Origin of the sequence: Undibacterium sp. YM2 (assembly GCF_009937975.1) — a bacterium.
GTDB lineage: Bacteria > Pseudomonadota > Gammaproteobacteria > Burkholderiales > Burkholderiaceae_D > Undibacterium.
Genome location: NZ_AP018441.1, coordinates 4,394,399 through 4,407,134 on the forward strand (window position 1 = coordinate 4,394,399; position 12,736 = coordinate 4,407,134).

The following is a 12,736-nucleotide window of genomic DNA, read 5'->3' on the forward strand; positions in this document are numbered from 1 at the left end:
CACCGGCTAGTCTCGCGGGCAATAATAATGACTTCAAGAATGTGCAGATAGTGCGCCACAATTCATCAAAAAGATAAGCGTAGTGAGTCATGGATAGTCAGTTAAATTATGATGCGATTTTCAGTTCCTTCAAATGGGAATTTCAGCACGCTATCAAAACGCTGAATTTCAATGTTCATCAGGCATTTGGATACATGTATGATGAAAAAGAATCTGTGCTTCGTAGCCCATCACTCTGGATCAGAATTGCGGCTTATACTGCCTTGTTCAAGTGCGCATCTAACTATGGCGTACCGCTCGATCACGTGGACAAACAAGATCCATTCATCATGGATGTGAAGAGTGAGCTTTTGGAAATTTTTGCAAGCTATGATCGTCTCTTGGTGATCGAAGAAATACCGACAGATTTTCGGAATATGCAAACAGATTTGCTGCTTATAAAAGAAAAATATGGAAACTGGGCTAAAGTATAAATGCCTGCAATGAACATACTGTGAATGATGCTTACGCCATTTTCCAGGCGCAATATCACAGCAATGCCAGCAAGAAGATATTTGTAGGGCGCATTGTTATGCCCCCTACATTATGGAACTGAACAAGTTGCAATCCATTTTTTCCACCACCCTCAAACTCGTCATGCCGGACTTGATCCGGCATCCAGTGTCTTTAGACCCGGGCTTCAAACTTGCTGATGATCTAAGCAAAACCATGCGTAGTTTCTCATTTCCGAATACCTGCACCACCTTACAACGAAAGCCGCTGGATGCCAGATCAAGACTCACTGCTGTCCAGAATAATGTCCTTGACAAACAATAACGAGTAAATTCCCTCCCTTTCAAGGGGATGTCGTCGGGGTTTCACAAAGCTTCGCTTTGCGAATTCCCACAAATCTCCCCTTGAAGGGGAAGGAGCTTCAAGCATGATCGCTGACAAAAATTATTCAATTGCAGAATTAAGTCTTCGACGTAGAAGAATCGCCGGAACGCTGTTCGTACTTGACTCTCCGAATGAGTCAAGATAATTATTCCGGACAGCAGTGAGATCAAGTCTGGCATGACGGGTTTGAGGTCTTAGTCAGCAATAAGCTCAAGGTCTTTTAAGCGAACAACAAATCAGCCCTGGAGTACGCAGCTCAGTTCATTAGCACGATGATGCCGTGCCAAGCGCACCTGCGCCTGGTGGCAATATCAATTGAGCCAAACGATGCTATATTGCGTTTTTGCCCGTTGCCTGCCGTGTGTCAGGCCATGCATGTGCAGGCAAAGGCGATCAACTTAATCTGCCCCATGACCAGCATACCCACACCACCAACAGGCACCAGCCGCAAACACCTGCTCCCGTGGATCAGAATATCCCTGCTCTGCTGTCTCATGCTGTATTCACTGGCACGCGCCATTGATTATCTGCATCAGGCAGGCTGCGCGCAAAACCCCGGCGTGGGCGCGACGATAGCATCAATTGACCTGGGTATGATCTCTGCCGGTTTTCAATGGTTGTTCATGTTGTCGGGTGCGTTCATACTCGGCACCTGGCCGGGTGTGAGAAAATGGCGCAGGCTGGGGCAGGCATCTGTGTTTTTGGTGCTCAGCTTTTGCCTGTCTATCGTGCTGTCAGTCTGGTATGAGGCTGAGGTGGCAGAAACTTGCGCCCAGCCAGGTGTAACCCAGCCTGCCAATGCAAGAACGCCTTGAGCCGCTTGTCTGTCTTTGCCATTCAAGTGTATAGTTTTTCACTCTCAAAAAATTCCACGCCATGCCCACGCTGATTTTCACCCCGCGCTATACCGACGACTCACAAGCCTTGTGGAAGGCAGCAGGTGCACTGGGCTGGCAGGTGCAGCGCCTGACAAACTGGTGGGTGCCTGAGCACTTGCAAAACCTTGAGCAAGCGGTATTGTATGGCGAAGCCCTGTTCGGCCCGACGCTGGCAGAGCAACTGGGCATACGCCTGCTGAGCCCGCCAGAAGACTGGCTGGTGCGCCTGCCCATGGAATACAAACACCGTCAGATCAGCATGCAAAACCTGGGGCAGGCACGCCAACTGACAACGCCCGCTTTTATCAAGCCGCCCAATGACAAGAGTTTTCCGGCGGAAGTATATACCGGTGCCAGCCTGCCGCTTGAGTATGATGACGACATGCTGGTGCTGGTGTCAGAGGTCGTCCAATGGGAAAAAGAATTTCGCTGTTTTATATTGCAGCGCCAATTGGTCACCTACTCTCTCTATTCCCGCTTTGGCGATGTTCAGCGCGAGACAGAGTTCGCCAGCACGATGGATGAAGACAACGCGCTAAAGACATTCATGCACACCCTGCTGGCAGATGAACGCGTCGATTTACCCGATGCCTGCGTCATCGATGCTGGCATGCTGACTGGCGGCACATGGGCCTGCGTGGAACAAAATGCGGCATGGGGTGCGGGCATTTATGGTTGCGATCCTGCCAGGGTGCTGGAAGTATTGAGGCATGCTTCTATCGGGATTTAAACAATACAAGAGCAGACATACGAAAGCGTTAAATCAATGCCGCGCGTTTTAAGTACAGCACTTACCTTCGTTGACAATATTTATTACCTGGATAATGAATTATTCAGTGGTACGGTATTTGATATTGCGCATGGCGTGGTCAGTGCAAACAACTATATCAATGGGAAGTATGATTCGCCTTATCAGCCAGATTATTTTTCCAATACAGACGTAGGCTTGCAGATTGTAGCCTTTGCAAGCAGTGGCGATGATGAGAACAGTCAATATTTACCTTTAATCTACCAGGGCAAAGCTTTCACGGGCATTGTTTATCATTTCTGGAACAATCAATGTGACTGCGAAGTTGCCTATCTGGAGGGAGAATGGCGCATAGCTGCACACTGGTCTGGCGACTTACTATATTCACTTGAAATAGATGGCGAGCATGGCTATGAAGAATATGGCTGGCATACAAACAAGCTGCTGGAAAAATTCAATCACACGCTGGATCCAGACAACTCATGCAGCAGTAATTTTGATGTCGATGGAAATATCTGTTATCTGCAGCTGTCTGAAAACTACTTTGAATGTATAGGCGAGAGGCTGCAATCATGCCGATACTCACCCTTCAAAAGCCGCGCAGAGCTTTCCAGTTTGCAGCCTGCTAAAGTACTTGTGTTGTCCGGTGCTGGTATTGGTGACGATTTGCTCCATAACTTATTTTGTCATTCGACGTCTGTCAATCTGGCAAAAAAATGTGGAGAGCTCACGTTCAAAGATACCTTGTTATCGCTAAAAAGCCTGGACTTATTATGTGCGATAACAGATCTAAAAAAAGTAAAAATAGAGAATGCCACAGACAGCCAGCATACCTTGGCACAGGCATTAATAGCTGCCAGGCCTGATATTGAAGTTCGATATGAATCACGTCAACCTGAACAGGTGGTGCCTGCCATAGCAGATACAAAGCGGCCTCTCACTATTCCACTGTACTATGTTGTAAATGCATTCATTCTGGTTTTACTGCTGATCGCCGTGTTCACGAACAGATAAGATTTGCAGCCAATGATACAGCCCCTCCTCCGGTATTGTGTCTGCCCACATGCCTGCAATAATCAATCGCACGCAGGTTCATGCGCGATGAGCAAGTCGATAAAAGAGAATGCAGCATGCATGTTATATTAGCCTCCCATCTATTCCCTGAGTCAAGTGCAACAAAGGTGACAACATGTTTGACCAATTAAAAACCCTGCTGCAAACCCACAATGCCCGCTTCCGTGTTGTTGAGCACCCTGCCGAGGGCCAGTCTGAAAAAGTCGCTGCCATACGTGGTACCGAAGTTGGCCAGGGTGCCAAGGCCATGCTGTGTCAGAGCAAGGATGAGTCTGCGAAACTGATTTTGGCTATTCTGCCGGGTGACCAGAAGATCGATTTCAAAAAACTGGCCGCCGTCATGCAGGTCAAAAAAACCAGCTTTGCTGCCCCTGAGGCAGCGATGGAAAAGACCGGCTGTGTCATCGGTGCGATACCGCCTTTTGTATTTTCTGATGACATTGCACTGGTGCTGGACCCTACTCTGGTCGCACGTTATGCAGAGATCGCTTTCAATGCGGGGCGGCTGGATACGTCCATCATTTTGAATACAGAAGACTACCTGCGCATAGCCAAACCGATGCTGCATGATATTTGTGCGGCTTGATGCAATGCAGCTCACCCGGCTTGCGCCCTTGTGGTCGCTTATCAAGCGTCATCCTTACCTGATCGCGATATGGGCGCTTATCACTTACGTTTCCAGTGCAGAGTATTTTGGCATCGCTATTTTTGAAATTGGCATACCTTGCCTGATCTATGCGTGTATCAGATGCGCCTTGAACTGGCGTAAGTTTGAAGTGCGCAGCACATACGTGTTTCTGATAGCACTGATATTGCTGTCATCCGGCATCGCCATGAGCATCCAGACGCACCGTCGTAATGAAGCGCGTGCCTATGCCGATCATATCCTCACCAAACTGCTGGAATACCAGCGCAGCCATGGCAATCTGCCAGTAAAACTGGATGAGATACCAGAGCTGGCAAGCAAGGTGAAGCGCCCCCACATGCTTTTTTACATCAAAGACAAAGATGAGCCTCACTTGTATTACGCGGATACCTTTATGCCCTTTGAAGGCTGGCGTTATGATTTCAAGGAAAAGCGCTGGGTCTATGTCCCTGACTGATCTGATGCAGCATCTACGCCCGGGCTGTGGCAAAATAACGGCATGATCCTGCATGCGACTGACTGTGTGAGCTACCAGAAAAAATGCGTCTCTTTTCCATCTTCAAACAACACCCTTACCTGATCTTGCTTTGGGTTGGTATTACCTGGCTTTGCAGTATTGAGCACATGGGCATGCTGTCATGGGTGATCTTGCCCGTCGTCTTGGTATATGCCTGCATCCGCTATGCCAGCCATTTGAAGAATGATGTTGTAAGAAAAAGGGCCGTACTACTTATGAGACTTTCCTTGGTGTCATTCACCATCGCAATGCTGATTCAAAATCATCATGAAGCATCAGCGAAAGAATATCGCGATATGGTGGTATCAGCTCTCAAGGAATATGAAAAAACTCACGGGCAATTGCCAGCCAGCCTTGACGACATACCTGCGCTAGCGAGCGATGGGCCTCGCCCTCATCATTTAAAATACTATCGAGACAGATATGGCGCACTGCTTTACTACTCTTCCGCCTTCTCACATTTGAATAGAATGAAGTACGATTTCAGCAATCAGACATGGAAAAGCGTCTCTGATTAAATCTGGCTTAATGCCTGTCATGCATCCCCACTTTTTTTTTCACTCTCCCCAAGGACAAGCCATGCAACAAACCACCTGGACTGCAGTTGATGATTATTTTTGTGAGCGCCTGATCCCTGGCGACCCTGTGCTGAATGCAGCGCTGCAAGACAGTGATGCGGGCGATTTGCCGCAGCATCATGTGGCACCGAATCAGGGCAAATTTTTGCACTTGCTGGCGAAGTTACAAGGCGCAAAGACCGTGCTGGAATTTGGTACTCTGGGTGGCTACAGCACCATCTGGCTGGCACGTGCCCTGCCAGAAGATGGGCGGGTCGTGTCGCTGGAATTCAACCCGCACAATGCGGCGATTGCGCAAAAGAATATTGAACGTGCCGGCCTCTCGCACAAGGTGGATGTACGCGTGGGCAAGGCGCTCGACACCCTGCCACAACTGGAGGCAGAAGGCATACATCCGTTTGACCTGATCTTTATCGATGCCGACAAACCGAACAACCCGCATTATCTCGACTGGTCGATCAAACTCTCGCGCCCCGGCACCCTCATCATCGGTGATAATGTGGTGCGTAATGGCGCGGTGGCTGATCCTGCCAGCACAGACGCCAATGTACAGGGCGTGCGCAGTTTTTTTGACTTGATGGCAAACAACCCGCGCCTGTCTGCCACGGCTTTGCAGACGGTGGGCAGCAAAGGCTATGATGGCTTCTCGATGGCGCTGGTGATTGCCTGAATAGCCTGTAGGGTGTGTCTTGACGCACCATTTTGGCAATCTAAGTAAAAATAAAAGCGGTGCGCAAGCCCCCCTGCAGCACGCTATCAACATCCTCCTCCATGAAACGCATCGTCACAATGTCACTCCCGCTCATCCTCATCTTCGCGGCTTATATGGGCCTGAAGCCTGTTCCCATCACGCCCGTCGCCTGGCAGGCGCCTGTCAGCCAGGGTTACACTGGCGTGCATGCAGCCAATACCAAACTGCAAGACTTGCACACGATAGACCTGCAAGGCGAAGTGGGGCCCGAACATGTCGTCATCGGCCCCGATGGCAAACTCTACACCGGTGTTGAAAGCGGCAAGATTTTGCGCATGCAGCCAGATGGCAGCGCGCAGGAAGTATTTTGCACTACCGGCGGCAGGCCGCTGGGCATGGCCTTTGATGCAGACGGCCAGCTCACCGTGGCGGATGCCTTCAAGGGCCTATTGTCCATCGCTGCCGACGGTAATATCACTGTCTTATTGGGTATTGCCGAAGGCGGGCCATTACATTTCCCGGATGCCGTGGTCGTTGCCAGGACAGGCAAGATTTATCTGACAGATTCGTCGACCCGCTTCACACCCAGGCAATGGGGCAGCACCAACGAAGCCGCCATGCTGGATATTTTTGAACAGTCATCGACCGGACGGGTGCTGGAATATGATCCAGTCAAAAAGTCTGCGCGCATCATCGCCCAGGGCCTGAGCTTTGCCAATGGCATTGCCCTCAGCGGCGATGAAAGCAGCCTGCTCGTTGCCGAGAGCGGCAAATTCAGGGTATGGAAGATCACGACAGCCGCCGAACAACTGGACCTGACACAGCCCACACCACAAGCAAGCATCCTGTTTGATAACCTGCCCGGCTACCCGGACAATCTCACGCGCGGCAAAGACGACAAGCTGTGGCTGGGTCTGGCCGGCCAACGCAACTTCCTCGACCAGACCGCACAACGCCCCTACCTGCGCAACATGGCCTTGCGCATCCCGCGCCTGTTCTGGAAAATGCCACCAGTTTATGGTCATGTCATCGCTTTTACCGAAGACGGCAAAGTCATCAACGACCTGCAAGACCCCAGCGGTAATTCACCTACCGTCACAGGTGTGACGGAAACTGCGAACCGGCTGTATATTCATAATGTCAGTGGGAAGGGTTTGGGGTGGATGGGGAAATAAAGGAAAATGGCAACTTACAATACGCCTCTTCTCCCCCGTACCATCCAGCCATCATCAACTGACGGTACAGGATAAAGGTATTGCTCAAATAATTCACGGAAGCCGCCAGCAAACAGTGCAGAGCTAGCGACCAAGCTCGCATCATAGCCTGCTGCAAGATCCTGCCAAAATCCCTGCTGTTTGTGTTTGTTGCCTATAAAATTCTCTATGCCATTATCTACACCCGCCGTGCCGGTCGTCAGGTGAACGACATGGCCACCGACATCAAGGGGGCTATGGTGCTGCTGAACTGTACTCCACTGTTACGATGGCGCCAGTTTTGCCGCATGCGAATTCGCCTGTCATCATCCAGGATCAATAAATCTGCCTGGTTACGGATAAGCGCATTGTCATTTGTCGTTTCATATTCAAATTTCTGACTATCCACAGTCAATGGAAGGCTATAACATCCACCGCTGGCGACAAATTCGAGACCGTATCGATCAGCAACATCCCACAATAAACCGACATTGACAGGTATGTTCACAGGTATGAAGAAGTAAGTATCAAGCTTGTTTGTCATGGCTCAGCATTTGCAGGTACGATAAGCAGTCAGTAGGATGCGTTGTAACTCACCATATCCCATCGCGCAAAAAATCGAAGAAATGGCAATAAGAGCGGTGCGTTACAACGCACCCTAAACCGGTGCGCCGTGCTCACCGCTTTCGCGTCTATGCGTTCATGTGAATAGCAAAAACAGTGCGCGCAGCGCCCCCCTACAGAAGACACTTCAGCTCATAGTAGCCAGCAAGGACTAAGCGTACTGATAATTCATCGCCGCCCGCACGAGCAGGCTGATGTTTTCCCTGGTAGGAAAATCCATGAGCACGGTGCCGAAGTAGGCGCCCCAGGAATCATAGGGTTTGTTGATGGCATTGGTGTAGAGATAGTTCTGCACTTGCGGCAACAAGTAGTTGGCATAGTCCTCAGGGAAGTAAACTAGCTCGGGCACGCGGCTGGCTGAAGTGTAGGTCACATACCAGATGACGGAAGCGGTGCCGGTGTCCAGGGCTTTGTGCAGATGTTTTTCTATCCTGTCCCACTTGGCGTCTTTAAAATCCTTCCAGTGGTTTTCTACATCGAGGCCGGGTTGCTGGCCTGGCAGCACATGGTTCCATTCGACCTGGTAATCGATATTGCCCCAGTACAGGCCACGGTCTGGTGCTGTCAGTTGGTAGTTGGTGCCATCATCGCCATCGACAAAAGCAAAGATGATCTTGCCTCTGGCATCTTTCATGTTGGGGACGGTGTGGTCCTTGTAGAATAACTGGTCGAGGGTCTTGCCGTTGTAGCCATTGCGCTTGTTGATGATTTTCCAGAAGGCGTCGTAAAAGACTGAGCGTACCTGTGCATCTTTTTCTTGCTTGATCAAGAGTACGATGCATTCGGTGGGGTTGTCTTTTAAAAATTGCAGACAATCGTCGAGCACAAAATACTTGGTTCCCTGGTCATGGGGAGTATTGGAATCAAAAAAGGCTTCCTGGTAATAGCTGGAATGGTGAATGGAAAAATTAACTTCGTTATTGGCAACCGGCAAATAGCGCAGACGTATGTCAAACACGCGCAGGCCTTGCCGCAATTGTTCGGCCAGTGTCCATTGCTGGCATACGCAGCCATAGCCAAAGCGTGACATCGATTCATGCGTACCTGGCAGGCTGACCATGGACAACAGGGCCTTGTCATCAATCGCAGACATCCAGCCTTGCGGGTAGGCATAAAAGGCAATGACGCCTTCGCTCCAGCCTGAGTGGTTTTCTTTGCTGGTGTCGTAGTAGTAGCGGTCAGGGTTGGGCGCATTATGGCGGTAAATAGGCACAGTACCGGTCTGCTGCTCAGTCCAGGCATAGAAAACGACGCGACCTTCACTCCAGCCTGCATTGTTTTCTTTATGGGTATCGTAATAAAAACGGTCGGGGTCGGCGGCAAAATGGCTGTAGATAGGAACGGTGCCTGGTACCTGGTCTTTATATGCCTGGAAGAAAATCTCGCCCTCAGACCAGCCAGGGTAACTGGCTACATTGGTGTCGTAGTAATAGCGTACCGGCTTGTCTATGCTATGCAAAAAAACGGGCGTCAGTTCTGCCATGCTGCTCTCCTGAATGTAAGGCGATGCTAAAAAAGGGGGCGATGCGTAAGCTGGGGCGATGACAAGTAATCACGTCTGTCTGCGCTGATCAATACATGTGCATATCGATAGCGTGATTAATTTGGCATCAATAATAGCTGTTTTATCAAAATCAAGAAATGCTTTTTGTATCATTTTGTCATGTCAAATGCACAAAGCCTGCGATGCCGTATAATTTTTTCACCAGCATTTTTTTGAACTCCATGATCAATAGACATCCCGCTACCTTGCTCCGCACCTTGCCTGGCGTCTTGCTCAATATCTTATTAGCGGTCAGCGGTTTTTTGCTTCCTGCTGCTAGCCAGGCTGCATATCTGACCGGTGCGGCAGGCGATGCAGTTGCCGCGCCGACAGAGCATACTCAACAGCTACAGCAGCTTCATCAACTCGCCATCAAGCACCAGGTCTGCACGGCGGCGCTGGTGTACATACGTGGCGGGCAAATACAGGAACCACTGTTTGCCAAAGGCTGTGAAGAGGCTGCCATGCCGGATGCGAGCAGCATCTTCCAGGCGGCCTCGCTCTCGAAACCGCTGTTTGCCTATGCGGTGCTGAAGCTGGCTGCACAGGGCAAGCTGGCGCTGGATGCGCCGCTGATGCAATACCTGCCACAGGGTTATTTGCACCTGACCAGGCCAGGAGAAGCAAACAGCCCGCGCGAGCCATTCACTGACCCACGCCTGCAAAAAGTCACGGCACGCATGCTCTTGCAGCACACTTCGGGTTTGCCCAATTTTGGCAACAGACTGGCGTTTGAATTTGAGCCGGGTACGCAATGGCGTTATTCTGGCGAGGGCTATATGTTGCTGCAGGCCGCCATTGAATCGATCACAAGCATGGGCCTGCAAGCCTGGATGCAGCAGGCCGTATTTACCCCGCTGGGCATGCAGAGCAGCAGTTATGAGGCACCGCAGGAATGGCAACACCAAATCATCTGGGGCAGCCTGCAAGGCAAAGCCCTGCCCTCGCAACTTCGCTCTGGTCGGCGGGCAGTTGCTGCGGCCAGCCTGCATACCAGCATTACCGACTATGCGCGTTTTGTGCAGGCTGTGCTCAAGGATGCTGAGTTGCAAAAGCAGATACTTGAGCGACCCGTCATGGCTGACCCGGATAACCAGGTAGCATGGAGCCTGGGCTGGGGGCTAGCACATACCAGCAGCGCAGAGCATGCGCCGCTGCTGTGGCACTGGGGTAATAACTATGGCTACCGCGCCTTTGTCATCGCCTTCCCGGCAAAGGGCGACGCCATGATCTTGCTGACCGGCAGTGACCAGGGCCTGAAACTGGCGCAGGCCCTAACGGCAAATGTCATCCCCGGCCAACTCAGTCTGTTCCAGTTCCCGTTATTGGGGCTGAAGTCTGGCTTTCTGTGCCAGGCCCTGGGCATTTGCTGATCATGAACCTATGAACTCATTAATGATGGCAAAGGTTTTTGCCGGCTGCTCCAGATGCGGCAAGTGGCCTGCCAGCGGCACCGGCGCAAAGCGGCTGTGGGCAAAGGCTGCGGCAAAAGCCTGCCCATAAGCTGTGGTCACGACCCTGTCACTCTCACCCCATACTACCAGCACAGGGATGCTGATCTGCTGCAGGCGGGCACGCAAATGCGGGTGATGCATGAAGGGCGCTCCAGCGATGATACGCATGGTCGCCATGTTGGCGCGCTGCATGGCTTGTTGCTCTGCTGGCAGGCTGGCCGGGTCGATAAAGAATTTGTCCGGTTCATGAAAGGCATGCTCAGCCAGACCACGCGGGCCAAGCACAAAGGGATCAGCAATAGGTTCGCCATCAACATGAATGCCAACGGCATTCACCAGTACCAGACGGGCAATGCGCTGTTTGCCACCATCAGCAATATCTTGTAAGGCCATTTCTGAGGCTATCCAGCCACCTATCGATGAACCTATGATGACGACCTTGCGCAGGTCCAGCTTATCCAGCAGCGCCAGGTAGGCCTTGGCAACATCAGCGACAGTTTGTATATCGTCTGGGCGGACAGTGCCATTCCAGCCGGGGTGGGTGGGCAGGATGCTCAGTGCATTTGCGGATACATGACGGGCTATGCCAGCCACCGTGGCGGTGCCGCCGCCACCATGCAAGATCAATACAGGCTGCCCCTCGCCTGCCTGTTCATAGCGGACGGACAAACCGGGGCGCAGCTCTGCAATATGGGTTTCTGGTGCGTATGACATGGTGAATACTCCGAAAGCAAAATGATGATCGTATGAAGCGGCTTAATTACAAACACAATTATAAACATATTTATATAAACATGTTTATATAAGTCGATTTATATCAGTATATTTACAACTATGCTAGACTGGCCGCATGCTAAATCACATCCAATACCTGGGTCGCGCCGTCAAGCAAGCCCAATACCGCCAGCATCGGGCGCTCGAAACAGCGTTGGTCGCGGCAGGCAGCACGCTCGCCCAATGGGATGCCCTGCGCGCCATAGGCCGCATGCCGGGTGCATCATCGCATGACCTGGCCCTGGCCACTTTCCAGACTGACCAGGCCTTTGGCACCCTGGCCAACCGTCTCGTCGCGCAAGGCCTGATAGAGCGCCGCCCTGGCGAAGGGCGACGCATAGAACACTTCCTCAACAAACAAGGCGAACGCATGCTCGTCACCGCCAATGAGATCGCCATGCAGGTGCTGACAGACAAATTTGCCGTACTCAATGCGACAGAGCAAAAGCAGTTGCTTAAGCTGCTGAGCAAGCTGGTTGAGGCAGAAGATACGGGGCTGGAGTAAGATGGGCTAAGATACAATGGCGATGCTCTCTCACTTTTAGCACAACCAGAAAATCATGACTGCACAAGCAAGCACCCATGCCATGCGCATCCTCAAGGTCAATCATGCGGGTGAGCATGGTGCAATACATATCTATACAGGGCAAATTCTTGTCGCCCGCTTCACCGCTCCCGCCATGCTCTCCGAGTTGCGCGAGTTCAAAGCTCATGAAGAAAAACACCGCGCCCTGTTTGCAGCAGAATTGCAGCGCCGTGCCTGCCCGCCATGCCGCAGCGCTTTTTTATGTGCAGCAGGCGGCTTTGTACTGGGATTCATTACTGGCCTGTTTGGCCGCCACGCCATTGCCGCCACCACGGTAGCAGTTGAGCGCGTTGTCTTGCGACACTTGCAGGCGCAACTCGCTACACTGGCAACAATTGATGAGGTGGCGAGCAAGGTCATTGCCTCGATTGTCGCTGAAGAACAGTTGCATCATGACCAGTCAGCCACGCACATGGGTACGAAGTCGTTTTGCACAAAGCCCTTGCAAGCCCTCGTGTCTGGCGCGACCGAAGCGGTTATCTGGACAGGCATGCGTGTGTAATAGTGTGTAATGCGGCAGGCTGCGCGATACAGCCGACCGCAAAACACCCACA

The 12,736-nt window shown here is 51.5% G+C and carries 16 protein-coding genes; 13 read left to right on the plus strand and 3 right to left on the minus strand.

Translation table 11 applies throughout. From position 1 onward, the window contains the following. Positions 1-89 precede the first annotated feature (89 nt). The 10 genes from UNDYM_RS19865 (at position 90) to UNDYM_RS19910 (ending at position 7,183) form a co-directional block, all read left to right on the plus strand. Positions 90-473 carry a hypothetical protein gene (locus tag UNDYM_RS19865; RefSeq protein ID WP_162042600.1) on the plus strand — a complete coding sequence of 128 codons (384 nt, stop codon included), beginning with the start codon at positions 90-92 and terminating at the stop codon, positions 471-473. A 112-nt stretch (positions 474-585) separates the two neighbouring features. Continuing rightward, entirely contained in the window at positions 586-816 is a 231-nt protein-coding gene (locus UNDYM_RS19870; protein WP_162042601.1) for a hypothetical protein, read from the plus strand. Positions 817-1,286: 470 nt separating this feature from the next. Then, complete coding sequence (locus UNDYM_RS19875; protein ID WP_162042602.1) at positions 1,287-1,691, plus strand: hypothetical protein; 405 nt, start codon at positions 1,287-1,289, stop codon at positions 1,689-1,691. A gap of 61 nt (positions 1,692-1,752) precedes the next feature. Continuing rightward, positions 1,753-2,484 carry an ATP-grasp domain-containing protein gene (locus UNDYM_RS19880; RefSeq protein WP_162042603.1) on the plus strand — a complete coding sequence of 244 codons (732 nt, stop codon included), beginning with the start codon at positions 1,753-1,755 and terminating at the stop codon, positions 2,482-2,484. Between the two features lie 36 nt (positions 2,485-2,520). Then, positions 2,521-3,516, plus strand: coding sequence for a hypothetical protein (locus tag UNDYM_RS19885; protein WP_162042604.1), 996 nt, complete (start codon positions 2,521-2,523; stop codon positions 3,514-3,516). A gap of 175 nt (positions 3,517-3,691) precedes the next feature. Beyond that, entirely contained in the window at positions 3,692-4,162 is a 471-nt protein-coding gene (locus UNDYM_RS19890; protein WP_162042605.1) for a YbaK/prolyl-tRNA synthetase associated domain-containing protein, read from the plus strand. A gap of 4 nt (positions 4,163-4,166) precedes the next feature. After that, positions 4,167-4,679, plus strand: a complete 513-nt coding sequence (locus UNDYM_RS19895) for a hypothetical protein (protein ID WP_162042606.1) — start codon at positions 4,167-4,169, stop codon at positions 4,677-4,679. Positions 4,680-4,762: 83 nt separating this feature from the next. Further along, entirely contained in the window at positions 4,763-5,257 is a 495-nt protein-coding gene (locus tag UNDYM_RS19900; RefSeq protein WP_162042607.1) for a hypothetical protein, read from the plus strand. A 61-nt stretch (positions 5,258-5,318) separates the two neighbouring features. Beyond that, a complete protein-coding gene (locus tag UNDYM_RS19905) occupies positions 5,319-5,987 on the plus strand; it encodes an O-methyltransferase (protein ID WP_162042608.1) in 669 nt (222 codons plus the stop codon). Between the two features lie 101 nt (positions 5,988-6,088). Further along, complete coding sequence (locus tag UNDYM_RS19910) at positions 6,089-7,183, plus strand: SMP-30/gluconolactonase/LRE family protein (protein ID WP_162042609.1); 1,095 nt, start codon at positions 6,089-6,091, stop codon at positions 7,181-7,183. A gap of 238 nt (positions 7,184-7,421) precedes the next feature. On the opposite strand, the gene UNDYM_RS19915 is transcribed toward UNDYM_RS19910, so the two are convergent. Both UNDYM_RS19915 and UNDYM_RS19920 read right to left on the minus strand, forming a co-directional pair. Continuing rightward, on the minus strand, positions 7,422-7,745 hold the full coding sequence (locus UNDYM_RS19915) for a hypothetical protein (RefSeq protein ID WP_162042610.1): 324 nt from the start codon (positions 7,743-7,745) through the stop codon (positions 7,422-7,424). A 231-nt stretch (positions 7,746-7,976) separates the two neighbouring features. Further along, on the minus strand, positions 7,977-9,308 hold the full coding sequence (locus UNDYM_RS19920; RefSeq protein WP_162042611.1) for a hypothetical protein: 1,332 nt from the start codon (positions 9,306-9,308) through the stop codon (positions 7,977-7,979). Positions 9,309-9,550: 242 nt separating this feature from the next. Between UNDYM_RS19920 and UNDYM_RS19925 the strand changes: the two genes are divergently transcribed. Then, positions 9,551-10,741 carry a serine hydrolase gene (locus UNDYM_RS19925; protein ID WP_162042612.1) on the plus strand — a complete coding sequence of 397 codons (1,191 nt, stop codon included), beginning with the start codon at positions 9,551-9,553 and terminating at the stop codon, positions 10,739-10,741. On the opposite strand, the gene UNDYM_RS19930 is transcribed toward UNDYM_RS19925, so the two are convergent. Continuing rightward, a complete protein-coding gene (locus UNDYM_RS19930) occupies positions 10,742-11,536 on the minus strand; it encodes an alpha/beta fold hydrolase (RefSeq protein WP_162042613.1) in 795 nt (264 codons plus the stop codon). It lies immediately after the preceding gene. 136 nt (positions 11,537-11,672) lie between these two features. On the opposite strand from UNDYM_RS19930, the gene UNDYM_RS19935 reads away from it, so the two are divergent. Beyond that, entirely contained in the window at positions 11,673-12,101 is a 429-nt protein-coding gene (locus tag UNDYM_RS19935) for a MarR family winged helix-turn-helix transcriptional regulator (protein WP_162042614.1), read from the plus strand. 55 nt (positions 12,102-12,156) lie between these two features. Then, positions 12,157-12,684, plus strand: a complete 528-nt coding sequence (locus UNDYM_RS19940; protein ID WP_162042615.1) for a demethoxyubiquinone hydroxylase family protein — start codon at positions 12,157-12,159, stop codon at positions 12,682-12,684. Positions 12,685-12,736: the final 52 nt, after the last annotated feature.